The organism is Pseudomonas sp. NBRC 100443 (assembly GCF_030268185.1).
GTDB lineage: Bacteria > Pseudomonadota > Gammaproteobacteria > Pseudomonadales > Pseudomonadaceae > Pseudomonas > Pseudomonas citronellolis.
Genome location: NZ_BSQE01000011.1, coordinates 1 through 24,428, shown reverse-complemented (window position 1 = coordinate 24,428; position 24,428 = coordinate 1). Strand labels below are relative to the sequence as shown.

Below are 24,428 nucleotides of genomic sequence, written 5' to 3'. Positions count from 1 at the left end.
CATGGCCAGACGCCTGAGAAAGCCCCGTCCCTTCCTGCACGACCCGCTCTGGTACAAGGACGCGGTCATCTACCAGTTGCACGTGAAGTCCTTCTTCGACGCCAACAACGACGGCATCGGCGACTTCCCCGGGCTGATCGAGAAGCTCGACTACATCGCCGACCTGGGGGTGAACACCCTCTGGCTGCTGCCGTTCTACCCCTCGCCGCGGCGCGACGACGGCTACGACATCGCCATGTACCGTGGGGTGCACCCCGACTACGGCAGCCTGGCCGACGTGCGCCGCTTCATCGCCGCCGCCCATGCGCGCAACCTGCGGGTGATCACCGAGCTGGTGATCAACCACACCTCCGACCAGCACCCCTGGTTCCAGCGCGCGCGGCGGGCGAAGAAGGGCTCGCGGGCGCGGGAGTGGTACGTGTGGTCCGACACTGACGAGCGCTACGCCGGCACCCGCATCATCTTCGTCGACAGCGAGACCTCCAACTGGACCTGGGACCCGCTGGCCGGGCAGTACTACTGGCACCGCTTCTACTCGCACCAGCCGGACCTGAACTTCGACAACCCGCAGGTGCTGCGCGCCGTGCTGGGGGTGATGCGCTTCTGGCTCGACCTGGGCGTGGACGGCCTGCGCCTGGACGCCATTCCCTACCTGATCGAGCGCGAGGGCACCAGCAGCGAGAACCTGCCGGAAACCCACGCGGTGCTCAAGCGCATCCGCGCCGAGCTGGACGCCCACTACCCCGACCGCATGCTGCTGGCCGAGGCCAACCAGTGGCCGGAGGACACCCGCCCGTACTTCGGCGGCATGGACGACGGCGGCCCCGGCGACGAATGCCACATGGCCTTCCACTTCCCGCTGATGCCGCGCATGTACATGGCCATCGCCCAGGAAGACCGCTTCCCCATCAGCGACATCCTGCGCCAGACCCCGGCCATCCCCGACAACTGCCAGTGGGCGATCTTCCTGCGCAACCACGACGAGCTGACCCTGGAGATGGTCACCGACGACGAGCGCGACTACCTGTGGAACTACTACGCCGCCGACCGCCGCGCGCGCATCAACCTGGGCATCCGCCGGCGCCTGGCGCCGCTGGTGGAGCGCGACCGGCGGCGCATCGAGCTGCTCAACAGCCTGCTGCTGTCGATGCCCGGCACGCCGACGCTGTACTACGGCGACGAGATCGGCATGGGCGACAACATCTACCTCGGCGACCGCGACGGCGTGCGCACCCCCATGCAATGGTCGGTGGACCGCAACGGCGGCTTCTCCCGCGCCGACCCGGCGAGCCTGGTGCTGCCGGCCATCCTCGACCCGCTGTACGGCTACCAGAGCGTCAACGTCGAGGCGCAGCTGCGCGACCCGCATTCGCTGCTCAACTGGACGCGGCGCATGCTCGCCGTGCGCAAGCAGCAGAAGGCCTTCGGCCGCGGCAGCATGACCCTGCTGTCGCCGAGCAACAGGCGCATCCTCGCCTACCTGCGGCAGTACCGCGGCGAGGAGGGCGAGGACAGCCTGCTGTGCGTGGCCAACCTGTCCGGCGCGGCCCAGGCGGTGGAACTGGAGCTGGCCGAGTTCGACGGCCGCGTGCCGCTGGAGATGCTCGGCGGCGCGGCCTTCCCGCCGATCGGCCGGCTGACCTACCTGCTGACCCTGCCGCCCTACGGCTTCTACTGGTTCTACCTGGCCGACTCCCAGCGCATGCCCACCTGGCACCGCCAGCCGGAAGAACGCCTGCCGGAACTGCCGACCCTGGTGCTGGGCCAGCGCCTGGAAGAGATCATGGCCGGCGCCCCGCGCGAGCTGCTGGAGAAGGATTCGCTGCCGCGCTACCTGCCGCGCCGACGCTGGTTCCCCCATGCCCGCGCGCAGGCCGGCAGCGTGCGCCTGCTCTACGCGCTGCCGCTGGAGGAGGATGACGCCGCGCCGTTGCTGGCGGAGCTGGAATACCGCGACGGCGAGCTGCACGAGCGCTACCAGTTGCCCCTGGCCGCGGCGCCGGAAAAAAGCAGCAGCGGCTACGACCTGCCGCAGCAACTGGCCCTGGCCCGGCTGCGCCGCGGCCGCCGCGTCGGCCTGCTGACCGACGCCCTGAGCCTGCCGCGCTTTAGCCGCGTGGTGCTGCGCCTGTTGCGCGAGAACGCGACCCTGGCCGGCGACGGCGGCGAGGTGCAGTTCCTGCCGCAACCCGGCCTGGCCGAGCTGGAACTGGCCGAGGACATCCCGGTGCGGGTGCTGGCCGCGGACCAGTCGAACACCTCGGCGCTGGTCGGCGACGGCCTGCTGCTCAAGGTACTGCGCCGCGTCTCGCCCGGCCTGCACCCGGAGGCGGAAATGGGCGCCTACCTGAGCCGCCACGGCTTCGCCAACGTCGCGCCGCTGCTGGGCGAGGTGCGCCGGGTGGACGAGCAGGGGCAGACGCACACCCTGATGCTGCTGCAGGGCTACCTGAGCAACCAGGGCGACGCCTGGACCTGGACGCAGAACAACCTCGAACGGGCCATCCGCGAGGCCCTGGCCGCCGGCACCGCGCAGCCTCCGGAATTCGATGCCCTGGACGAGCTGCGCGGCTTCGCCGCCACCCTCGGCCGGCGCCTGGGCGAGATGCACCAGGTGCTGGCCGACGGCGCGGACGAGCCGGACTTCGCCCCGCGGCGCAGCGGCCCGGCCGATAGCCGCGCCTGGCAGGAGGGCGTCGGCGCCCAGGTCGAGCAGGCCCTGCGGGCGCTGGACGACGCCCCGGGGCTGGACGAGCGCGGCCGCGCCCAGGCCGCGCGCCTGCTGGAGCTGCGCGACGAGCTGCTGCTGGCGGTGGGCAACCTGGCGCGGCTGGCCGAGGGCGGGCTGATGATCCGCGTGCACGGCGACCTGCACCTGGGCCAGGTGCTGGTGGTGCAGGAGGATGCCTACTTGATCGATTTCGAAGGCGAGCCCAACCGCTCGCTGGCCGAACGCCGGGCCCTGAACAGCCCGATGAAGGACGTGGCCGGGGTGCTGCGCTCCTTCGACTACGCCGCCGCCATGGCCGAGCGCAGCCTGCAGAGCGCCGACGTCTCGGAAGAAGCGGTGCGGGTGCGCCGCGCCCTGGCCCAGCGCTACCGCGCGGACGCCCGCGACGCCTTCCTCGACGCCTACCGCCTGGCCGCCGCCGGGTTGCCCCACGAATGGCGCGGGCGCGAGGGGGAGGGCGCGGCCCTGGCGCTGTTCAGCCTGGAGAAGGCGGCCTACGAAGTGGTCTACGAGAGCGGCCACCGCCCCGACTGGGTCGCCGTGCCGCTGCAGGGAATGCTGGAACTGACGCTCCACCTGCTGGGAGGAAGGCCATGACACAAGCGTCGCAAGACGACGAACGCAACCATCTGCAAGGGCTGCAACGGGCCGAGCACGGCGACCCCTTCGCCTTCCTCGGTCCGCACCCGGAGGGCGACGGCTGGCGCGTGCGCGCCTGGCTGCCGGGGGCCTTCGCCTGCGAGCTGCTGGGCCGCGAGGGCGAATTCCTCGCGGCCATGCAGCAGCAGGACGCCAGCGGCCTTTTCAGCGCCCACCTGGATGCGCGTCAGGCCTACCTGCTGCGCATCCACTGGCCCGAGGGCGAGCAGATCACCGAGGACCCCTACGCCTTCGGCCCGCTGCTGGGCGACACCGACCTGTACCTGTTCGCCGAAGGCAACCACCGCCACCTGGGCCAGTGCTTCGGCGCCCAGGCCATGAGCGTGGACGGCGTGGCCGGAGTGCGCTTCGCCGTGTGGGCGCCCAATGCCCGGCGCGTGTCGGTGGTGGGCGACTTCAACGCCTGGGACGGGCGCCGCCACGCCATGCGCCTGCGCTACCCCAGCGGCGTGTGGGAACTGTTCGTGCCGCGCCTGCAACCCGGGGAAATCTACAAGTACGAAATCCTCGGCCCCGGCGGCCTGCTGCCGCTCAAGGCCGACCCTGTGGCGCTGGCCACGGAACGGCCGCCGGCCACCGGCTCGCGGGTGGCCGACCCGGCGCCGCGGCACTGGCGGGACGAACGCTGGATGAGCGAGCGGCGCAGCCGCCAGGGCGCGGAAAGCCCGCTGGCGATCTACGAGCTGCACGCCGGCTCCTGGCAGACCCTCGACGGCCGCCCGCCGAGCTGGGACGAGCTGGCCGAGCGGCTGATCCCCTACCTGCAGGACATGGGCTTCACCCACGTCGAGCTGATGCCGATCATGGAGCATCCCTTCGGCGGCTCCTGGGGCTACCAGCCGCTGTCGCTGTTCGCCCCCACCGCGCGCTATGGCAGCCCGGCGCAGTTCGCCGCCTTCGTCGAGCGCTGCCACCAGGCCGGGATCGGCGTCATCCTCGACTGGGTGCCGGCGCATTTCCCCACCGACGAGCACGGCCTGGGGCAGTTCGACGGCACCGCGCTGTACGAATACGCGCATCCCTTCGAGGGCTTCCACCCGGACTGGGACACCTACATCTACAACCTCGGCCGCACCGAGGTGCACGGCTTCCTGCTGGCCTCGGCGCTGCACTGGCTGCGCGAGTACCACGTCGACGGCCTGCGCGTCGACGCCGTGGCCTCGATGCTCTACCGCGACTACTCGCGCAAGGAGGGCGAGTGGATCCCCAACCGCCACGGCGGGCGCGAGAACCTGGAGGCCATCGAGTTCCTCCGCCACCTCAACGAGGTGGTCGCCGCCGAGGTGCCCGACGCCCTGGTGATCGCCGAGGAATCCACCGCCTGGCCCGGCGTCAGCCGCCCGGTGGCCGAGGGCGGGCTGGGTTTCTCGCACAAGTGGAACATGGGCTGGATGCACGACACCCTGGCCTACATCCGCGAGGACCCGTTGTACCGCGGCTACCACCACCACCGCCTGACCTTCGGCCTGCTCTACGCCTTCACCGAGCGTTTCATCCTGCCCATCTCCCACGACGAGGTGGTGCACGGCAAGGGCTCGCTGCTGGGCAAGATGCCCGGAGACCGCTGGCGCCAGTTCGCCAACCTGCGCCTGTACCTGAGCCTGATGTGGACGCACCCGGGGCGCAAGCTGCTGTTCATGGGTTGCGAGTTCGGCCAGTGGCGCGAGTGGGACCACGACGACCAGCTGGACTGGTACCTGCTGCGCTACGCCGAGCACCTGGGCGTGCAGACGCTGGTGCGCGACCTCAACCGCCTGTACCGCGAACTGCCGGCGCTGCACCAGCTGGACGATAGCCCCGAAGGCTTTCACTGGCTGATCGGCGACGACCAGCGCAACAGCGTCTACGCCTGGCTGCGCCTGGACCGCGAGCGCTCGCCGCTGCTGGTGGTGCACAACTTCACGCCGCTGCCGCGCGAAGGCTATCGGGTAGGGGTGCCGCTGCAGGGCGCTTGGCAGGTGCGGCTGAATTCCGATGGCGCCTGCTACGCCGGCTCCGATGCCGGCAGCCGCGAGCGCTGCGAGACACTCCCGGAGCCGTCCCACGGCCAGCCATACTCGCTGCTGCTGGACCTGCCGCCGCTGGGCAGCCTGGTCCTGGAACCGGCGCCGGCCCTACCTGCGTGATCGCGGATGAGATCTCCTACGCTGCGCCACCTGCGCCATTCCCCTGTAGGAGCGCGCCCTGCGCGCGATTCGCGGGCAGGGCCCGCTCCTACAGGTTTGCACGAGGCACGGCATGCCCTTGTAGGAGCGGATTCATCCGCGATAGCCGGACCTTCCGGCGCGGTTCGCGGATAAGATCCGCTCCTACGCTGCGCCACCTGCGCCATTCCCCTGTAGGAGCGCGCCCTGCGCGCGAATCGCGGGCAGGGCCCGCTCCTACAGATTTGCGCGAGGCACGGCATGCCCTGACGGATTCATCCGCGATAGCCGGACGCCCCGGCGTGGTTCGCGGATAAGATCCGCTACGCTGCGCCACCCACGCCATTTCCCTGTAGCGGGCCCTGCGCGCGAATCGCGGGCAGGGCCCGCTCCTACAGGTTTGCGCGAGGCACGGCATTCTCTCGTAGGATGGCGTTGAGCGAAGCGATACCCATCAACCCGCCCGCGCCAGGCGCCGTTGCCGGCGGCGCAGACGCCGCGCCCGGCGTTCCAGCCACAGGTAGACCAGGCAGGCCAGGAACAGCGGCACCAGGAAGTACAGCACCCGGTAACCGATCAACGCCGCCAGCAGGGGCCCGCGGCCCAGGTGGTCGTGGAGGATGGCGATGAACACCGCCTCCAGCACGCCCAGGCCCGCCGGTACGTGCAGCACCACCCCGGCGATGCTGCTGATCAGCAGGGTGGCCAGCACCTCGGTGTAGCTGGCCTTGTCCGGCAGCAGCACGCTCACCAGCAGCGCCATCAGCGACCAGTTGGCCGCCCCCATGGCGCCCTGCAGCAGCGCCAGGCGCCAGCTCGGCAGGGCCAGGCTGAACTGCCGCCAACCCCAGGCGCGGCGCCGGGCGTAGCGGCAGGCCAGGGGGTAGGCCACGCCCAGGGCCAGCAGCAGCGCGCCGATCAGGCGCAGGCCGTTGCGCCCCACCGACCAGTCGTCCGGCAGGTCGGGGTAGCCGCTGGCGAACAGCGCGCCGGCCAGCAGCAGGTAGCCGTACCAGTTGGTCACCAGGCTGAAGCTGAGGATGCGGGTGATATCCGCCGCGCTCATGCCCAGGCGGCCGTACAGGCGGTAGCGCAGGGCCACGCCGCCGACCCAGGAGCTGAGGTTGAGGTTGAAGGCGTTGCACACGAAGGCCACGGTAAACACCCGCCGCACCGGCAGCGGGTGGCCGATGTAGTAGCGGCTGAGCACGTCGAAGCTGCTGAACACCGCATAGCTGGCCAGGCTGATGCCCAGGCCCAGGAGCAGGGTGGTGGCGCGGTACTCGCTGAGCAGGTGGAATACTTCCCCCCAGTCGGTGGCGCGGATCAGCAGGAACAGCAGCACCGGCAGCAGCGCCAGCAGGGCGATGGAGAAGCCGCGCCGGGCCAGCTTCCAGGCGCGCCTGTGCTTCTCCCGCGGCGCGGCGGCGTTCATGGGCGCACCCGCGGGGCGTCCGCCGCCGGTTCGCCTTCCAGGCCCCGCGGCGAGCGCAGGCGCTGGCGGTGCGCCGGCAACTGCCCGGCGATGGCCGGGAAATGCCGCAGGAAGTGGAAGCTGAGGAACACCAGGGGCGCGCGCCACCAGTAGCCGCGGCGCGCCACCTTGCGGGTGATGCGCCGGCAGTTGTCGCTGGCCAGGGCGTCCAGGTGCGCCTGCAGTTCGTCGGCGAAGCGCGCGTCGTCGATCATCAGGTTGCCTTCCAGGTTCAGCGACAGGCTCAGCGGGTCCAGGTTGCTCGACCCCACCGTGGCCCAGCGCCCGTCGGCCACCGCCACCTTGCCGTGCAGCGGGCGGTCGCAGTACTCGTAGATCTCCACGCCGTCGCGCAGCAGGGTGTCGTAGAGCAACTTGCTGCACAGGCGCACCAGCGGCATGTCCGGCAGGCCCTGCAGGACCAGGCGCACCTTCACCCCGCGCTGCGCGGCCTGGCGCAGCGCCCGCAGCAGGCGGTAGCCGGGGAAGAAGTAGGCGTTGGCGATGGTCAGCCGTTGCCGCGCGCCCTGGATCGCCGCCAGGTAGTGCTGCTCGATGGCCGTGCTGCGCGGGCCGTTGTCGCGCAACACCAGGCAGGCGCGGGCCTGGCCGGCCAGCGGCGGCAGGCTGGGCGGCACCCAAGCCGGCGCGCTGCCGTACTCGTGCAGCAGGGCCAGGCTGGCCTGGCGGATGTCCCGCGCCACCGGGCCCTGCACCTGCACCGCGTAGTCCTGCTTCGCCATGGCGCCGAAGTCGGCCAGGTGGTCGGCGCTGAAGTTGATGCCGCCGACGAAGGCGGTGCCGCCGTCCACTACCAGCAGCTTGCGGTGCAGGCGGCGGAACAGGTTGGTGCGCAGGCCCAGCAGGCGCGGGCGCGGGTCGAACAGGTGCAGGCGCACCCCGGCCTCCAGCAGGCTGCGCACGTAGTCCCGGCCCAGGTCGGCGGTGCCGTAGCCGTCGACGATCAGCTCGACGCGCACGCCGCGCCGGGCCGCCGCCAGCAGCGCCTTGCGCAGGGCCAGGCCGACCTTGTCCTCGTAGATGATGAAGGTTTCCAGCAGCACCTCGCGCCGGGCCCGGGCGATGGCCTCGAACACCCGCGGGTAGAAGGCCTCGCCATTGACCAGCAGTTCGATGCGGTTGCCCGCGTGCCAGCGCTCGCTCATGGGGCCACCTCGGCGAGCAGCGGCAGATGGTCGGACAGGTGCGGCCAGGGGCGGCTGCCCAGCACCTGGCTGCTGCGCACCCGCAGGTTGCGCAGGTAGATGCGGTCCAGGCGCAGCAGCGGCCAGCGCGCCGGGAAGCTGCGCGGCGCGCCGGCCTTGTCGGCGAAGGCCGGCTCCAGCCCGCAACCGGCGAGCAGGGCGCCGGCCTGGCAGCGCCAGTCGTTGAAGTCGCCGGCGACGATCAGCGGCGCCTGGACGGGGAAGCCTTCCAGCAGGCGGCAGAGCAGCGCCAGTTGCTGTCGCCGCTGCACCTCGCGCAGGCCCAGGTGCACGCACACGGCATGCAGCGGGGCGCTGCCCGGCAGGTCGATGCAGGCGTGCAGCAGGCCGCGCTCCTCGTTGCCGGCGATGGAGATGTCGTGGTTGTCGTGGCTGAGGATCGGGTAGCGCGAGAGCAGGGCGTTGCCGTGGTGGCCCTCGGGGTACACCGCGTTGCGCCCGTAGGCGAAGGCCGGCCACATGCTGTCGGCGAGGAACTCGTAGTGCGGCTTGGCCGGCCAGCCGGGGTGGCGCCCGGCGTGCAACTGGTGCTCGCCATGTACCTCCTGGAGGAACACCAGGTCGGCCGCGGTGCCGCGCACCGCCTCGCGCAGTTCGTGGAGGATGAAGCGGCGGTTGAAGGCGTTGAAGCCCTTGTGGGTGTTCACCGTCAGCACCCGCAGCGACGGGCCGCTGGCCAGCGCCGGGCCGGCGCCGGTGTTGGCCGGCTGGTTCATGTCCAGTCCTCCGCCGGTTCGCCCGGCACCTGCTGCTGCGGCAGGCGCACGTCGAGCAGCTGCATGAGGCGGAAGGCATCGAAGGGCGCGCGCACCTTGATGTCGTTGTCGAAATAGCAGTACAGCTCGCGGTGCCGGCGGTCGCCGCGCTTGTCCGCGTCGATCAGCTCGGCGTCGGCGGGCTGCAGGCCGTTGCGCCACAGGCGGATGCGCTCGCTCCAGCGGCGCAGCGCCGCCTCGCCATAGCCGCTGGCGTACAACTGCTCGGCGCCGTGCAGGCGCAGGTAGGTGAAATCCGGGGCGGTGAGGTCCTCGGCGTAGGGCCACTTCGAGGGTGCGTCGGCCATCACCAGGGCCACGCCGTGCCGGCGCAACTGGTCGGTGAACTCGGCGCTGCAGAAGCTCTTGTGGCGCACCTCCAGGGCATGGCGCAGGGCGAAGCGCCGGCCCGGCGAAGGCGCCTCGTGGCGCAGGCGCGCGTCCGCCGAACCGGCCAGTTCGGCCGCCGCATGGCTGTCGCGCGGCAGCAGGGCGAGGAAGGCCTCCAGCAACTCGCCGTCGTAGGCCAGGCTGGGCGGCAACTGCCAGAGGAAGGCGCCGAGCTTGTCGTCCAGCTCCAGCGGGCCGGAGGCGAAGAAGTTGGCCAGCCCCTGCTGCGGCTCGCGCAGGCGCCGCAGGTGGGTGACGAAGCGTGGGCCCTTGACGCTGAAGCGAAAGCCCGCGGGTGTCTGCGCCTTCCACTGGCGGTAGCGGCCGGGCGTCTGCAGGCCGTAGAAGGAGCCGTTCAGCTCGATGCTGGCGAAGGCATGGGCGGCGTAGCGCAACTCCTCGCGCTGGGGCAGGCCCCTGGGGTAGAACTCGCCGCGCCAGGGAACGTAGCGCCAGCCGGAAATACCGATGTACAGGCCGTCCGTACCCATGGCGTCACTCCGCGGCGGGCGGCGCCGGCGGGCGGACGTGTTCCTCGTCGCCCTCGGCGGCATGTTGGCGCTGCGGCTGCAGCTCCACCTTCACCCAGCCGGTCTGGCGCTGGTCGAAGGCCTCGAAGGCGGCGATGGCGTCGCTGATGGGCTTGACCTGGGTGAGCACCTTGGCTGGGTCGATGCGCCCGCTGAGCACCAGTTCGATCAGCTGCGGGATGTACTTGCGGTGGTGACAGTTGCCCATCTTCAGCGTCAGATTGCGGTTCATCGCGATGCCGATGGGGAAGGTCCGCGAGTCCGGCCCGTACACGCCGATGATGCCCAGGGTGCCGGCCTTGGCCAGCCCGGCCACCGCCCAGTCGAGCACCTGGGCCGGCGCGTTGCCCGGCGTCCAGGGCGTCTCGTGGCCTGCGCCGGGGGCCGGGGTGACTTCGCCGTGGCTGCGCTCGGCGTCCACCCCGACGGCGTCGATGGCGCGGTCCACGCCGATGCCGTCGGTGAGCCAGAGCAGCGCCTGCACGGGGTCCTCGCGTTCGAAGTCGATGACCTCCGCGCCCTGCTGGCGGGCCATGTGCAGGCGGTCGGGGTGGCGGTCGACGGCGAACACCCGCGAGGCGCCCTTGAGCAGCGCGCTGGCGATGGCGAACTGGCCCACCGGGCCGCAGCCGAACACCGCCACGGTGTCGCCGATGCCCACCTCGGCCAGCTCGGCGCCGAACCAGCCGGTGGGGAAGATGTCCGAGAGCAGGATCGCCTGGTCGTCGCCGATCTGCGAGGGCAGGCGGATCAGCCCGATGTTGGCGTAGGGGATGCGCGCCTTCTCGGCCTGCAGCCCGTGGAAGGCGCCGTTGGCCTCGGGGCCGCCGAAGAAGGCGGTGCCGGCGCGCTGGCCGCCGGGGTTGGCGATGTCGCACTGGGCGTAGTAGCCGGCGCGGCAGTACACGCAGTTGCCGCAGGCGATGGTGGAGGGGATCACCACCCGGTCGCCCACCTGCAGGTTGCGCACCTCGTCGCCCAGCTCCTCGACTATGCCCACGCCCTCGTGGCCGAGGATGGTGCCGGGCTTCATGCCGCCCACGCTGCCGCGCACGAAGTGCAGGTCGGTGCCGCAGATCGCCGAGGCGGTGAGGCGCACGATGGCGTCGTTGGGCTGGCGCAGCGTCGGCTCCGGGACCTCGTCCAGGCGGATGTCGCCGACGTCGTGGAATACCACAGCTTTCATGTCGTTCTCCCCGCTATCCGGCCGGCCACGGCCCGGGCGGCGCCGTGGCCAGGGGAAGCTCAGTGGGCCTGGGCCACGCCGCGCAGCACGGTGTCGCTGGCCTTGGCATCGCGGCAGGCGGCGATGTTGCCGAGGGAGACCACGCCCACCAGGCGCTTCTCGCGGCTGAGCACCGGCAGCCGGCGCATCTGGATCTGCGCCATGTTGCTGGCCACGTGCTGCACGTCCTCGTCCTCGAAGCAGTAGTGGATGTCGCCGCTCATCACCCGCGCCACCGGGGTATCCACGCCCAGGCCGGCGGCCACCGCGCGGATGACGATGTCGCGGTCGGTGACCATGCCCACCAGGCGGTCGCCGTCGTTGACCAGCAGCGCGCCGCTGTCGATCCGCGCCATGGCCGCGGCCGCCTGGTGCAGCGGGGTGTCGGGGGCGGTGGTCTGGACGTTGCGCGTCATGATTTCGCTGATTTTCATGCTGTCCTCCGTAGCGGTTGCGGTTGGGGCGCCTTCGAGGACGCCTATAGCTTCCGACTGGGCGGTGGGGGCACCGTTCAGGCGGATTTCATGGATTGTTTGGGGAGGGGAGTGTGGGGCTGGCGGTGGAGTGGGGGCGGAGTCCGTTGCCCTCACCCCAGCCCTCTCCCGGAGGGAGAGGGGGCCGTTCGGCGTGGCTGAATAATGCAGCGTCAGCCGGTGATCGTAGGGCGCATAACCGTTCGCGGTTATCCGCCGCCTGGCCTTGGCCACAGGGCGCGCCGGATCCGAACCCGAAGCTTCCGTTTCCGCGCGCTCCGGGCTGGACCAGGAGGCCAATCGCAGACGGCGTTCGCTCTACGAAGCCGTGGTGATGGGTATCGCTTCGCTCAACCCATCCTACGGGTGTGTTTGCCGGGGAGGTAGGTGGCCGGGGTCAAGAGCACCCTCACCCCAGCCCTCTCCCGGAGGGAGAGGGGGCCGTTCGGCGTGGCTGGATAACGCAGCGTCAGCCGGTGATTGTAGGGCGCATAACCGTTCGCGGTTATCCGCCGCCTGGCCTTGGCCACAGGGCGCTCCGGATCCGAACCCGAAGCTTTCGTTTCCGCGCGCTCCGGGCTGGACCAGGAGGCCAGTCGCAGGCGGCGTTCGCTCTACGAAGCCGTGGTGATGGGTATCGCTTCGCTCAACCCATCCTACGGGTGGTGTGTTTGCCGGGGAGGTAGGTGCCGGGGTCAAGAGCACCCTCACCCCAGCCCTCTCCCGGAGGGAGAGGGGGCCGTTCGGCGTGGCTGGATAACGCAGCGTCAGCCGGTGATCGTAGGGCGCATAACCGTTCGCGGTTATCCGCCGCCTGGCCTTGGCCATAGGGCGCGCCGGATCCGAACCCGAAGCTTCCGTTTCCGCGCGCTCCGCGCTGCCCTCGCGGCTCCTTCAGCCATCCCCATCCTTGCGCAACACGAACAACGCCAACGACCGCGGCCCCATCTCGAAGGCCGCATCGAACCCATGCACCAGCCCATCGTCCAGCGCCGGCGGATCGGCCATGGTGTCCAGCAGACACTGCCAATCACGCCCCTGGGCCACCCCGGGCAGCTGGAACTGCAGCGCCTCATGGTGGGCATTGAGCAACAGCAGCAGGGTGGCATCGGCCCCGCTGCGGCGGATGCCGGTGGGCTGCGCGCGGCCGTCGAGGAGCATGCCCAGGCAGCGGGCCTGGGGCGTTTCCCAGTCCTCCTGGGTCATCTCGCGGCCGTCGGGGGCCAGCCAGGTCACGTCCTTCACCCCCAGCTCGGCGTTGTACTCGCCGACCAGGAAGCGCCCGCGGCGCAGGATCGGGTAGCGCCGCCGCAGGCGGATCAGGTAGCGGGTGAAGGCCAGCAGCTGGCGGCCCTCGTCGTCGAGGTTCCAGTCGATCCAGCCCAGTTCGTTGTCCTGGCAGTAGACGTTGTTGTTGCCCTGCTGGGTGCGGCTGAACTCGTCGCCGGCCAGCAGCATGGGGGTGCCCTGGGACAGCAGCAGGGTGGCCATCAGGTTGCACATCTGCCGCAGGCGCAGCTGGCGGATCGCCGCATCGCCCGTGGGGCCTTCCTCGCCGTGGTTCCAGGAGCGGTTGTCGTCGTGGCCGTCGCGGTTGTCCTCGCCGTTGGCCTCGTTGTGCTTGTGGTCGTAGGACACCACGTCGCGCAGGGTGAAGCCGTCGTGGGCGGTGATGAAGTTGACCGAGGCGTAGGGCCGCCGGCCGCGGTGGTTGTACAGGTCGCCGGAGGCGGTGAGGCGCCGCGCCAGGTCCGGCAGCTGGCCCTCGTCGCCGCGCCAGTAGCTGCGCACGGTGTCGCGGAAGCGGTCGTTCCACTCCACCCAGCCGGGCGGGAAGCGGCCCACCTGGTAGCCGCCGGGGCCGCAGTCCCAGGGTTCGGCGATCAGCTTGCGGTGGCTGAGCACCGGGTCCTGGCGGCAGGCCACCAGGAAGCTGTGGCGCTCGTCGAAGCCTTCGGCGTAGCGGCCGAGGATGGACGCCAGGTCGAAGCGGAAGCCGTCCACGCGCATTTCCGTGGCCCAGTAGCGCAGCGAGTCGGTGACCATCTGCAGCACGCAGGGGTGACTGAGGTCGAGGGTGTTGCCGGTGCCGGAGTCGTTGACGTAGTAGCGCCGGTCGTCGGCCTGCAGGCGGTAGTAGGAGACGTTGTCGATGCCGCGCATGCTCAGCGTCGGGCCCAGTTCGTTGCCCTCGGCGGTGTGGTTGTAGACCACGTCGAGGATCAGCTCGATGCCGGCGTCGTGCAGGTGCGCGACCATCTCCTTGAACTCGTTGACATGGCCGCTGGCCAGGTAGCGGGCGTGGGGCGCGAAGAAGGCGATGCTGTTGTAGCCCCAGTAGTTGCTCATGCCCTTTTCCAGCAGGTGCTTGTCGTCGACGAAGCCGTGCACCGGCAGCAGCTCCAGGCTGCTGATGCCCAGGTGGCGCAGGTGCTTGATCAGCTCGGCGTTCATCAGCCCGGCGCAGGTGCCGCGCAGGCGCTCGGGCACCGCCGGGTGGCGCATGCTGATGCCGCGCAGGTGCGCCTCGTAGATCAGCGTCTCGTCCCAGGGGATGCGGGTGAACTGCTGCTCGCCCCAGGTGAAGGCCGGGTCGATGACCTTGCACCTGGGCACGAAGGGCGCGCTGTCGCGGGTGTCGAAGCTCAGGTCGGCGTCGGCCGAGCCGATGGTGTAGCCGAACAGCGCCTCGGACCAGCGCAGCTGGCCCACCAGTTGGCGGGCGTAGGGGTCGATCAGCAGCTTGTTGGGGTTGAAGCGGTGCCCGGCGTCCGGTTCGAAGGGGCCGTGCACGCGGTAGCCGTAGATCTGCCCGGGGTGGGCGTCGGGCAGGTAGCCGTGCCAGATCTCGTCGCTGTACTCGGGCAGCTCGATGCGTTCCAGTTCGCGCTTGCCGCTGGCGTCGAACAGGCACAGTTCGACGCGGGTGGCATGGGCCGAGAACAGGGCGAAGTTGACGCCCAGGCCGTCCCAGGTGGCGCCCAGGGGGAAGGGGCGGCCCTCGGTGACTCGCGAGTGCGAGCGTTTGCTCATGGGGGTTTCCTCTGCTGGCCGGTGGTTCGGGGCGGATGCATGGATCAGCCCTCGTCAGGGCGCTCGGGATTGGCGGCGGGCAGCTTGCCCTTGCGCCGTGGCGGTTTCTGCAGCAGCGCCGGTTTCTCCGGCGGCTCGCCAGGAGGCTCGCGCTGGGCGAGCTGTGCCTGCTCGGCCTCGGCCAGGCTGCGGGCCATGCGCCAGTGGCGCTCGGCCTGGCCTTCGGGGCGGCCCTCGGATTCCCATATCTGGTGGGCCAGTTCGCGGACGCGCGCTTCGTCGATCTTCATGGGCTTGCCTCCTGGTGCTCGTCGACGCTGATCAGCAGGTTGACCGGCAGTTCGCCCAGCACTTCGGCCACCGCCAGTTCGCCGTGGTCGTCCCGGTGCCCGGCGGCCAGGCCCTGCCATTGGCGGCCGGCCAGTTCGGCGGGCAGGCGCACGCGGGTGTCGCCCCAGCGTTCGGGCGGCACCTGCGGCCTGTCTTCCAGCAGGCCCGCGCACAGCCGCGGCACCAGCACCAGCAGGTGCCGGCCGGCCTGGCTGCGCAGGAAGCCGAAAAGGCAATCGGCGTGCTCGCCGTGCAGTTCGAGCGGCTGGTAGCTGCCGTGGCTGAACAGCTGCGGCCAGCGCCGGCGCAGTTGCAGGGCCTGGCGCAGCAGGGCCTGCTTGATGCGTCCGTCGCGCCAGTACTGCAGCAGCTGCGGCCAGTCCGGCTGCGCCTGCAGGGCGGCCTGGCGCCGGGCGTAGTCCGGCGTGCGGCGGTTGTCCGGGTCCACCAGGCTGAAGTCCCAGAACTCGCAGCCCTGGTACAGGTCCGGCACGCCCGGGGTGGTGCAGCGCAGCAGGCTCTGCGCCAGGCCGTTGAGGGCGCCGGCGGGCATCAGCGCCCGGGCCGCCGCGGCAATGGCCTGGCGCAGCGCCAGGCCGGCAGGTTGCAGGAGCAGGGCGTCGAGGAAGTCCGCGCAGGCGCTTTCATAGGCCTGCACCGGCGCGCTCCAGTCGGTTTCCAGTTTGGCTTCGCGCAGGGCCTTGAGTTGCCATTGGGCGATGCGCGCGTGGTAGGCGCGCAGCCCCTCGGCGTCGTCTTCGGCCAGGTCGTGAGGCCAACTGGCCAGCAGGCATTGGTAGAGGATCAGTTCGTCGCCGCCGCTGGGCGCGTGGGGCGTTTCGGGGTGGCGCAGGGCCGCGGCCAGGGGCCGCCACTGCGCCACCTGTTCGGCGAACCAGGGCGCGCGCTCGCTCAGCGCGGCCAGGCGGGCGCGGCAGTCCTCGCCGCGCTTGTGGTCGTGGGTGGCGGTGGCCAGCAGGGCGCGGGGGAACTGGGCCAGGCGCGCCTGGCAGGCGGCGTGGAAGTCCGCCGGCGGGGCCGCCAGGCGCTGCGGGTCGAAGCCCACGTCGTTGCGCCCCAGGGCCGCGGCGTGACGGTAGCAGGCGGTGTCTTCCAGGGCCTTGGCGGCGATGGGCGGGGTCAGCTGCTGGAAGCGCGCCAGCACCTGCCGGCGCTTCTGCCGCAGCGGCCCGGGCGGCACCGCGCGCAGCGGCTCGCCGCCCAGCACCCGGTCGAGCCAGGCCAGGGTGCGGCGGTCGTGCTCGTCCAGCCGTTCGGCCGCCAGCGCGCGGGCCTGTTCGAAGTAGCGCCGGTCCTGCGCGGAGCGGCCGCAGGCGCCGGCGTAGCTGCGGTACACCGGAAAGGCCCGCAGCAGCTGGAACAGTGCGCGGCGGATGGAGCCCAGCGGCAGGTCGCGGCTGGCCAGGTCGGTGCGCGCCAGTTGCCAGAGCTGCTGGGCCATGCCTTCGAGGTCGCCGGCGAAGGCGCCGCGCAGCACCCATTCGCGGGCCGCCAGGCGCTCTTCGTCGAAGCCCTGGCGGCGGCCGCTGGTCTGCTCCCAGAGCGCGCGCAAGGGGATTTCGCCGCGCGGGTCGTGCTGCAGCAGCGACACCTGGTTCATGAAGTCGTAGCCGCTGGTGCCGTCCGCCTGCCAGTCCGCCGGCAGGTGTTCGCCGGGGGCGAGGATCTTTTCCACGTACAGCGGCGCGGCGCCGTCGCAAAAGGCGCGGCGCAGGCGCCGGCAGTAGCCGCGCGGGTCGGCCAGGCCGTCGACGTGGTCGATGCGCAGGCCATCCACCAGGCCTTCCTGCATCAGTTGCAGGAGGTAGGCGTGGCAGGCGCCGAACACGTCCGGCAGCTCCACGCGCAGGCCGACCAGTTCGTTGATGTCGAAGAAGCGCCGCCAGTTGATGTCGTCGGCCGCCACCCGCCAGTTGGCCAAGCGGTAGTGCTGGTGTTCCAGCAGGCGGTGCAGGGGGCGCCAGTCCTGGCCTTCGGCCACCTGGTAGAAGCCCAGCAGGCGTTCGCGCAGGGCCGCATCGCCCAGCAGCGCGGCCAGGCGCCGGCACAGGGCGGTGGCCAGGACGCGGGCCTGGGGGTGGCCGCGCAGCTCGGCGAAGCGCGGCGCCAGTTCGTACAGCGGGCCCTGTTCGGCGTGCACCAGGATCATGCCGTAGCTGGCCGGGCACACCGGGAAGCAGTGCTCGCCATAGTGCAGCTGGAAGCAGCCGGCGTGCTCGGCGAAGCCCAGGCGGATGCGCCCGGCCTGCAGCTCGTCGAGGTAGTCGCCGCCCAGGCAGGGCAGCAGCACCTGGCGGTCCAGCAGCGGGTCGTCGCTGCGCCAGTGGATGTCGAAGAAGTGCGCGTAGGGGCTGGCCAGGCCCCACTTGAGCACGTCCTGCCACCAGGGGTTGGCCTGGCCGATGCGCATGTGGTTGGCCACGCTATCGACGATCAGCCCCATGCCGCGCAGGCGCAGGCCGCCGACCAGCCGGCGCAGGGCCGCCTCGCCGCCCAGCTCGGGGTTGATGCGGGTGGGGTCGACCACGTCGTAGCCGTGGCCGGAGCCGGGCTGGGCGGTGAGCAGCGGCGAGGCGTAGAGGTGGCTGATGCCCAGCTCGGCGAAGTAGTCCAGCCAGGGCAGGGCGTCGTCCAGGGTGAAGTCGCGGTTGAACTGCAGGCGCAGGGTGGCGCGGATGGCGTTCATCGCTCGCCCTCCCGGCGCGCCTGGTCCAGCCGCTGCAGGCGTGCGTCCACCGCGGGGATGTCGAGCATCTGCCCGGCCTGCGCCGGGTAGCGCCGGCGCCAGTTCGGGTGCTCGTCGCCGGGGCCGGGCAGGTTGGGCTGCTCGACGCTGCCCAGGGCGTCCTCAAGGGGCAGCAGCACCAGTGGCGCCGGGGTGCGGCCGACGAACTCGATGGCGCCATCCAGCGCTTCGCGACCGATGCCGTCCTCGTCCAGCGCCCGGGCCAGGCCCTGGACCTCGCGCTGGCGTTCCTCGCGGTCCTGCCTGGCCTGCTCCCCGCTGCGCTGGCCCAGGCGTTCGCGCCAGTCGATGTCGTGGCCCTGGCGCCAGCCTTCGAGGCTCGGCAGATCGTGGGTGCTGGTGGTGGCCAGGGCCTCGGCGGACCACTGCCGCGGGGCGTGGAAGTGGCCGCCGGCCTGTTCGAAGAGCAGCACCCGCATGCCCAGGATGCCGTGTTCGGCGAGGCGCTCGCGCAGGCCCTCGGGAATGGTGCCGAGGTCTTCGCCGACGATCAGCGCGCGCGCCTGCCAGGCTTCCAGGCAGATGAGCCGGAGCAGGTCGTCCAGCGGGTATTCCAGGTAGGCGCCGGCCTGCGGCGGCGCGCCCTCGGGGATCACCCAGAGGCGGCGCAGCCCCAGCACGTGGTCGATGCGCAGGCCGCCGGGGTAGCGCAGGTTGGCCCGCAGCATCTCGATGAAGGCGCGGTAGCCGTGCAGGCGCAGGCCGTGGGGGGAGAAGGCGCAGATGCCCCAGTTCTGCCCGGCGCGGTTGAGCACGTCGGGCGGGGCGCCGACGCTGACCCCGGCCAGCAGTTCGTCCTGGCGCATCCAGGCCTGGCTGCCGCGCGGGTCGGCGCCCACCGCCAGGTCGGCGATCAGGCCGATGCCCATGCCGGCGTCGCGCGCGGCCCGCTGGGTGTGTTGCAGGCTGCGCGCCAGCAGCCACTGGCAGAACTGCTGGAAGTCGATTTCCTCCGGCTGTTCGAGCAGGAACCGGCGCACGCCCTCGGCCTCCGGGCGGCCATAGGCCGCCGGCCAGTGGCGCCAGTCCAGGCCGTCGCCGGCTTCGTCGCGCCGGCGTTGCAGGGCCTGGAAAGAGCAGTGCTGCAGCAGGGCCTCGCCGCCGTCGCGGCGGAAGCGCTGGAAGTCGCGGCGCAGGCCGGCGTCGGCCCGGGCGAAGCTGGCGTGCAGCTGGCGCAGCAGGCGTTCGCGGGCCCGGGCGCTGCCTGGCCAGTCCACCAGGGGCAGGCTTTCCAGTTCGTGCAGTTCCCCGGCGAGCCCGGCCTCGGCGATGGCCCGGTCCACCGCGGCCTGGCCGAACACCTGGCGCGGCGCGGCGTGCAGTTCGTTGAAGAACAGCCGGCTGGACGGCGAGTAGGGGCTGTAGGCCTGGCGGGCGGCGGCGAACATGGCGTGCAGCGGGCTGATGGCCAGGGCGTCGGCGCCCTTGGCGGCGGCGCTGCGGGCCAGGGCTTCCAGCGCCGCCAGGTCGCCCAGGCCGCCGTCGCCGGGTTCGCGCAGGGCGTACAGCTGCGCGGCCAGGCCCCAGGCGCGCCGGCGCCCGCCGCAGAGTTCCGGCACCTGGGGGCAGCGCGGCGGGGCGACGGCCAGAGTCAGTTCGCGCTCGGCCAGTTGCAGGCGGTAGTAGCCGCATTGCGCCAGCGGGGGCAGGGCGGTGGCTTCGTCCAGGCGTCCTTCGATGTCTTCGCCGCGCTCGGGGATCAGCCGGAAGGCCTCGTTGGGCCTGGCCAGGCGGTCCAACCGTAGCGGCCGGCCCTGGTCGAGGGTCAGCAGCGACGGCGGCGCGGCGCGCTCCTGGCGCACCAGGGCGAGGCTCTGGCGCAGCTGTTCGGGGCTCTGCGCCGGCAGCCCCAGGGCCTCCAGTACCTGGCGCAACACGTCGGGGCCGGCCTGCTGCGGGCGGTTGTCGGCGTCCACCCAGTCGGGCTTCAGGCCCACTTCGCCGGCCAGGTCGCGCAGCAGCGCATCGCTCATGGGCTTTCCTCCAGGCTCAGGGCCAGGCTGCCGGGGGCGAGCCGGCCGGCGCGGTAGTCGGCGACTTCCTGGCCTTCGCAGAAGAGGATCTGCGCCTGCGCCGCCGGCGCTTCGACGAAGACTTGCTCGCCGCCCAGGTTGAGTTCGATGCGCCACAGGCTGCCATCGCCCAGGCGCCAGCGCGCGCTGACCGCCGCCTCGCCCAGGGGCACCGCGCCCAGCGCGCGGGTGCCGCCCAGGCGCGGGATGAGCCAGGCGTGGCGCAGCTCCAGCAGGCGCCGGTAGTGGGCGCGCCAGTTGCCGTCGGCGTGCTCCGGGCGCGGCCGCGAGGCGACGAAGGTTTCGTAGTCGTTGGGCTCGGGGATGGCGCCGGAGAAGCGGCCGAAGGCGGCGAACTCCTGGCGCCGCCCGTCGCTGACCGCCTTGGCCAGCTCGCCCTGGTAGTCGGTGAAGTACAGGAAGGGGTTGCGCTCGCCCCATTCCTCGCCCATGAACAGCATCGGCACCATGGGCGCCAGCAGCACCAGGGCCACCGCCACGCGCAGGCGCTCGGGGCGGCTCAGGGCGACCAGGCGTTCGCCCAGGGCGCGGTTGCCGACCTGGTCGTGGTTCTGCAGGAAGGCCACGAAGGCCAGCGGCGAGAGGTCCGCGCTGGGCTCGCCGCGCGCCCGCCCGCGATGGTCGCGCTGGCCCTGGAAGACGAAGCCTTCGCCCAGGCAGGCGCACAGCTTGGCGGTGGTGGCCTCGGCGTAGTCGGCGTAGTAGCCCTCGCGCTCGCCGGTCAGCAGGTGGTGCAGCACGTGGTGCAGATCGTCGTTCCACTGGGCGTCGAAGCCCTTGCGCAGCAGGCTCGCCTGGTTGTCCTCGTTCTCCAGCACCAGGTGCAGGTGGCGGCCCTGGGCAGCGGCGCGGGCGCGCCCGGCCAGCTCGACCAGGAAATCCTTGTCGGCGATGGCGTGCACGGCGTCCAGGCGCAGGCCGTCGACGCGGTAGTCGCGCACCCACATCTCGGCGTTGCCGATGAAGAACTCGCGCACCGCCGGGCGGGCGAAGTCGATGGCGTGGCCCCAGGGCGTGGGCCGCTCGCCGAAGAAGCCCGAGGCGTACTCGCCCAGGTAGTTGCCCTGGGGGCCGAAGTGGTTGTAGACCACGTCGACGAAGACCATCAGGCCCAGCAGGTGGGCCTGGTCGATCAGCCGCTTGAGGTTTTCCGGCGTGCCATAGGCCGCGGCCGGGGCGTAGGGCAGCACGCCGTCGTAGCCCCAGTTGCGGCGCCCGGGGAAGGCGCCCAGCGGCATCAGCTCGATGGCGGTGACGCCCAGCTCGACCAGGCCCGGGAGGAAGTCGAGCAGGGCGGTGAAGCCGTCGAACAGGCCCACGTGCAGTTCGTAGAGCACCGTCTCGTGCCAGGGCCGGCCGCGCCACTCGCGGCTCTGCCAGGCGTAGGCGGTGTGGTCCAGCACCAGGCTGTCGGCTTCCACGCCGCCGGCCTGGGCCCGCGAGGCGGGGTCGGCCAGCGACAGGCGCTCGTCGATGCAGAAGCGGTAGGCGCTGCCGGCCGCGCAGGGGATTTCCAGGCTGTACCAGCCGTCGTCCAGGGCCTGCATGGGCAAGCGGCTGCCGTCGCCCAGTTGCAGGTCCACCCGGCGCGCGTCCGGCGCCCAGAGGGCGAAGCGCGTCAGCCCGTCGGGCTGCGGCAGGGCGCCGGCGCGGGGCAGTTGGCGGCTCATCGGCGCACGCTCGCGGGCAGCTCCGCGAGCAGGTCGCGGTACAGCCGGGTGTAGGGACGGGCCGCCTCGCTCCAGTACGGCGGGGCCTCCATGGCCTTGCAGCGCATGGCGTTGAGCAGCTCGGGGTAGCGGTAGATGTTCAGCGCGCGCTGCACCGCCTCGAAGTAGCTGTCCGCGTCGCCCTCGCGGAACAGCAGGCCGGTGACGCCGTCGACGATGGTGTCGGCCAGGCCGCCGGTGCAGCGGGCGATGGGCAGCGAGCCGAAGCGCTGGGCGTACATCTGGCTCAGCCCGCAGGGTTCGTAGCGCGAGGGCATCAGCAGGAAGTCGCTGGCGGCGTAGATGCGCCGCGCCTGGGTTTCGTCGAAGCCGATGCGCACGCCCACGCGGCCGGGATAGCGCTCGGCCAATTGGGCCATGGCCTGCTCCAGCGGCGGCTCGCCGCGGCCGATCGCCACCAGGCGGCCGCCGGCCTCGATCATGCGGTCGGCGATGGCCAGGGTCAGGTCGATGCCTTTCTGCTGCACCAGGCGCGAGACCACGGCGAACAGCGGGCCGCGCCCGGGCAGCAGGCCGAAGCTGCGCTCGACGTACTCGGCATTGCGCCGCTTGCCCTGCAGGTGGCGGGCATCGAAGCGTGCGACGAGATGCGGGTCGCTGCGCGCGTCCCAGCTGGCGTCGATGCCGTGGGTGATGCCGCTGAGGCGGCCCTCGCGGTGGCGCTGGGCGAGCACGCCCTGCAGGCCGCAGCCGAAGGTTTCGCCGGTGATCTCGCGGGCGTAGGTCTCGCTGACGGTGGTGATGTGGCTGGCATGGTTGAGGCCGGCCTTGAGGAACGACAGCCGGCCGTAGAATTCCATGCTCTCCGGCAGCCCGGCGTGCTCGGGCAGGCCCAGTTCGGCGCAGCAGCCCAGCGGGCAGGCGCCCTGGTAGCCGAGGTTGTGGATGGTCAGCAGGCTGGGCGTGGCCTGGCCGCGCCAGGCCATGTAGGCCGGGGCCAGGGCGCTGGGCCAGTCGTTGACGTGGAGCAGCTCGGGGCACCAGCCGGGGGTGGCCAGTCCTGCGGCCAGGTCGGCGGCGGCCAGGCTCAGGCGGGCGAAGCGGATGTGGTTGTCCGGCCATTCGTTGCCGGCGTCGTCGCCGTAGGGGGTGCCGTCGCGGTCGTAGAGTTCGGGGCAGATCACCACGTAGACGCGCAGGCCGTCGTCCAGCTGCAGTTCGCCGATGTCGCAGGGCGGCAGCGCGGCCAGCCCCGGCAGGTGGCCGACCACCTTGCAGGCCACCGCGCCCTTGAGCACCTGGCGGTAGCCGGGCACCAGCACGCGGATGTCGTGCTCGGCCAGCAGCGCCCGCGGCAGGGCCGCGGAAACGTCGCCCAGGCCGCCGGCCTTGACGAAGTCGGTGAGCTCCGATGTGACGAAGAGGATCCGCCTGCGGCGCCTGGGCGCGACTTCCGCCGTGAGGGAAAACGGTGGCAGCTCGGGTGGGCAGGGGTCTTCCAGGCGCGCATCGGCCAGCAGGTTTTGCATCTTCCGCTTCCTCTTTGCAGTGGGCCGGGCAGTCCTGCCGGCCGCATGGGGTGGTCGCCTTCGCGGGCGGCCTCTTCCGGGGGACCGGAACGCACGGCGCGAAGTTTCGATTTTCTGCCGGGGTAGGCCGGCGGGGCATGGGGATCGCCATTCTTTCGGTCTATCTATTGCGCAAGAGCGGGAAGCAGGCTCCGTACCAGGCGATGCGCTTGTTTCAGGTGGTTGATTTGGAAGGAGAAAGGGAGTGGTTGATAGCGTTGTGATGCGGGCGTGTTGCACGAATGGGGTGGGGGTGCCGCGCATTTTGCAGGGGTGGTAGGGAGGGCGTTCTGAGTGGCTTGTGGTGCGTGGGAGCCAGTTGCTTCGACCCGGGTGTTTCTGCGCCGCACCGAGTCTGCCCGACCGTCTTGTTTCGCCCCCTCGGGCGAGTCCCTTTTGTCAGTCGCCACAAAAGGAACCAAAAAGGCTTGCCCCGACATACGGGCCCGATGGAGCCGGGCTACCCTCGCGAATTCCCCCGCCACGGAGGCCCGCCCCGAGGGTACGTCCCTGTAGCCCATCGGGGCTCTCGCGACATCCATGTCGCATGACCTCCTGAGCGCGGGTTTCGCTCGGCCTGTTGAAGGGGCGTTTCGGAGTGCGCGGAGGTTTCTCTGGAAGTCCGAATCGCGGACAAGGTCCGCTCCTACACCTCCGGCAAACACCACACCCCGTAGGATGGGTTGAGCGAAGCGATACCCATCACCATGACCGCATGGGTTTCGCAAGCTCAACCCATCCTACGAAAAGCACCTCGGCGTGGCCTGCAGTCGCTCCTATAGCTGCAGGGAAGCACGGGCGTAGGAGCGGACCTTGTCCGCGATTGGATTCACCGGCCACGCCGGACACCCCGGTGGCATGAATGGCCCCCTCTCCCGCTTGCGGGAGAGGGCTGGGGAGAGGGTGCTCTTGATCCCCGGCACCTATCTCCGCGGCAAACACACCCGTAGGATGGGTTGAGCGAAGCGATACTGTGGTGGTTCAATTTCCTCGGACACCTCGATAGGTGGAAAATCCACTGAATAGAGGAGTCATTCATGAGCCGTAAACGCAGAGCATTCGATGCCAGCTTCAAGCTGCAAGTCGTCCAGATGATCAAAGACCAGGGCCTGAGCATTACGCAGGTCTGCCGAGATATGGACCTGGGAGAGACGGCAGTTCGCCGCTGGGTTCAGCAATACGAAGCCGAGCTGTCGGGGCAGGCGGGAGTGGGTAAGCCACTGACACCCGAGCAGCAGCGGATTCGTCAGTTGGAGGCCGAGAATCGCCAATTGAAGCAGGACAACGACCTGCTAAAAAACCGCCTCCCCGGTGCTCCGCGACCCATTGGGTTAGAAACACGCCCACTACACTGACCCCGCTGGACAGTGGTCGTCTGCTTTTTGGAGGCTCCGTCCCCGTCAAAAAACCTGACCCAGG

At 71.1% G+C, this 24,428-nt stretch carries 14 protein-coding genes and 1 pseudogene; 3 read left to right on the top strand and 12 right to left on the bottom strand.

The window, feature by feature from the left end; all coding sequences use genetic code 11:
- Position 1 precedes the first annotated feature (1 nt).
- Both treS and glgB read left to right on the top strand, forming a co-directional pair.
- On the top strand, positions 2-3,328 hold the full coding sequence (treS, locus tag QSJ95_RS15920; RefSeq protein WP_285643644.1) for a maltose alpha-D-glucosyltransferase: 3,327 nt from the start codon (positions 2-4) through the stop codon (positions 3,326-3,328).
- Positions 3,325-5,517, top strand: coding sequence for a 1,4-alpha-glucan branching protein GlgB (gene glgB / locus QSJ95_RS15915; RefSeq protein ID WP_285643642.1), 2,193 nt, complete (start codon positions 3,325-3,327; stop codon positions 5,515-5,517). The genes treS and glgB overlap by 4 nt, the downstream gene beginning before the upstream one ends.
- A 472-nt stretch (positions 5,518-5,989) precedes the next feature.
- Here the strand turns inward: glgB and QSJ95_RS15910 are convergent, their stop codons facing one another.
- From QSJ95_RS15910 to glgA, 12 genes are all read right to left on the bottom strand, one after another.
- Complete coding sequence (locus tag QSJ95_RS15910; protein ID WP_043266432.1) at positions 5,990-6,970, bottom strand: lysylphosphatidylglycerol synthase domain-containing protein; 981 nt, start codon at positions 6,968-6,970, stop codon at positions 5,990-5,992.
- The gene (clsB, locus tag QSJ95_RS15905) at positions 6,967-8,175 is read right to left on the bottom strand and encodes a cardiolipin synthase ClsB (RefSeq protein WP_285643639.1); all 1,209 of its coding nucleotides are present in this window, start codon (positions 8,173-8,175) and stop codon (positions 6,967-6,969) included. The genes QSJ95_RS15910 and clsB overlap by 4 nt, the downstream gene beginning before the upstream one ends.
- The gene (locus QSJ95_RS15900) at positions 8,172-8,951 is read right to left on the bottom strand and encodes an endonuclease/exonuclease/phosphatase family protein (protein WP_285643637.1); all 780 of its coding nucleotides are present in this window, start codon (positions 8,949-8,951) and stop codon (positions 8,172-8,174) included. The genes clsB and QSJ95_RS15900 overlap by 4 nt, the downstream gene beginning before the upstream one ends.
- The gene (locus QSJ95_RS15895) at positions 8,948-9,871 is read right to left on the bottom strand and encodes a DUF72 domain-containing protein (RefSeq protein WP_058489375.1); all 924 of its coding nucleotides are present in this window, start codon (positions 9,869-9,871) and stop codon (positions 8,948-8,950) included. The genes QSJ95_RS15900 and QSJ95_RS15895 overlap by 4 nt, the downstream gene beginning before the upstream one ends.
- Before the next feature lie 4 nt (positions 9,872-9,875).
- Complete coding sequence (locus QSJ95_RS15890) at positions 9,876-11,096, bottom strand: zinc-dependent alcohol dehydrogenase (RefSeq protein ID WP_285643631.1); 1,221 nt, start codon at positions 11,094-11,096, stop codon at positions 9,876-9,878.
- Between the two features lie 59 nt (positions 11,097-11,155).
- Positions 11,156-11,569, bottom strand: a complete 414-nt coding sequence (locus QSJ95_RS15885; RefSeq protein WP_058072360.1) for a CBS domain-containing protein — start codon at positions 11,567-11,569, stop codon at positions 11,156-11,158.
- A gap of 933 nt (positions 11,570-12,502) precedes the next feature.
- On the bottom strand, positions 12,503-14,641 hold the full coding sequence (gene glgX / locus QSJ95_RS15880) for a glycogen debranching protein GlgX (protein WP_285643626.1): 2,139 nt from the start codon (positions 14,639-14,641) through the stop codon (positions 12,503-12,505).
- A 44-nt stretch (positions 14,642-14,685) separates the two neighbouring features.
- The gene (locus QSJ95_RS15875; RefSeq protein ID WP_285643624.1) at positions 14,686-14,931 is read right to left on the bottom strand and encodes a DUF2934 domain-containing protein; all 246 of its coding nucleotides are present in this window, start codon (positions 14,929-14,931) and stop codon (positions 14,686-14,688) included.
- A complete protein-coding gene (treY, locus tag QSJ95_RS15870; RefSeq protein ID WP_285643622.1) occupies positions 14,928-17,678 on the bottom strand; it encodes a malto-oligosyltrehalose synthase in 2,751 nt (916 codons plus the stop codon). Before treY ends, QSJ95_RS15875 begins: the two co-directional genes overlap by 4 nt.
- On the bottom strand, positions 17,675-19,711 hold the full coding sequence (gene malQ / locus QSJ95_RS15865) for a 4-alpha-glucanotransferase (protein WP_285643620.1): 2,037 nt from the start codon (positions 19,709-19,711) through the stop codon (positions 17,675-17,677). Before malQ ends, treY begins: the two co-directional genes overlap by 4 nt.
- On the bottom strand, positions 19,708-21,441 hold the full coding sequence (gene treZ / locus QSJ95_RS15860; RefSeq protein WP_285643618.1) for a malto-oligosyltrehalose trehalohydrolase: 1,734 nt from the start codon (positions 21,439-21,441) through the stop codon (positions 19,708-19,710). Before treZ ends, malQ begins: the two co-directional genes overlap by 4 nt.
- Positions 21,438-22,970, bottom strand: coding sequence for a glycogen synthase GlgA (gene glgA, locus QSJ95_RS15855; protein ID WP_285643616.1), 1,533 nt, complete (start codon positions 22,968-22,970; stop codon positions 21,438-21,440). The genes treZ and glgA overlap by 4 nt, the downstream gene beginning before the upstream one ends.
- Before the next feature lie 1,076 nt (positions 22,971-24,046).
- On the opposite strand from glgA, the pseudogene QSJ95_RS15850 reads away from it, so the two are divergent.
- A pseudogene (locus QSJ95_RS15850) lies at positions 24,047-24,307 on the top strand (transposase); the annotation flags it as partial.
- Between the last annotated feature and the right edge of the window lie 121 nt (positions 24,308-24,428).

Excerpts from the sequence above, each read along its gene's own strand:
- treS (WP_285643644.1), top strand. The coding sequence starts at position 2 with ATGGCCAGACGCCTGAGAAAGCCCCGTCCCTTCCTGCACGACCCGCTC.
- glgB (WP_285643642.1), top strand. The coding sequence starts at position 3,325 with ATGACACAAGCGTCGCAAGACGACGAACGCAACCATCTGCAAGGGCTG.
- QSJ95_RS15910 (WP_043266432.1), bottom strand. The coding sequence starts at position 6,970 with ATGAACGCCGCCGCGCCGCGGGAGAAGCACAGGCGCGCCTGGAAGCTG.
- clsB (WP_285643639.1), bottom strand. The coding sequence starts at position 8,175 with ATGAGCGAGCGCTGGCACGCGGGCAACCGCATCGAACTGCTGGTCAAT.
- QSJ95_RS15900 (WP_285643637.1), bottom strand. The coding sequence starts at position 8,951 with ATGAACCAGCCGGCCAACACCGGCGCCGGCCCGGCGCTGGCCAGCGGC.
- QSJ95_RS15895 (WP_058489375.1), bottom strand. The coding sequence starts at position 9,871 with ATGGGTACGGACGGCCTGTACATCGGTATTTCCGGCTGGCGCTACGTT.
- QSJ95_RS15890 (WP_285643631.1), bottom strand. The coding sequence starts at position 11,096 with ATGAAAGCTGTGGTATTCCACGACGTCGGCGACATCCGCCTGGACGAG.
- QSJ95_RS15885 (WP_058072360.1), bottom strand. The coding sequence starts at position 11,569 with ATGAAAATCAGCGAAATCATGACGCGCAACGTCCAGACCACCGCCCCC.
- glgX (WP_285643626.1), bottom strand. The coding sequence starts at position 14,641 with ATGAGCAAACGCTCGCACTCGCGAGTCACCGAGGGCCGCCCCTTCCCC.
- QSJ95_RS15875 (WP_285643624.1), bottom strand. The coding sequence starts at position 14,931 with ATGAAGATCGACGAAGCGCGCGTCCGCGAACTGGCCCACCAGATATGG.
- treY (WP_285643622.1), bottom strand. The coding sequence starts at position 17,678 with ATGAACGCCATCCGCGCCACCCTGCGCCTGCAGTTCAACCGCGACTTC.
- malQ (WP_285643620.1), bottom strand. The coding sequence starts at position 19,711 with ATGAGCGATGCGCTGCTGCGCGACCTGGCCGGCGAAGTGGGCCTGAAG.
- treZ (WP_285643618.1), bottom strand. The coding sequence starts at position 21,441 with ATGAGCCGCCAACTGCCCCGCGCCGGCGCCCTGCCGCAGCCCGACGGG.
- glgA (WP_285643616.1), bottom strand. The coding sequence starts at position 22,970 with ATGCAAAACCTGCTGGCCGATGCGCGCCTGGAAGACCCCTGCCCACCC.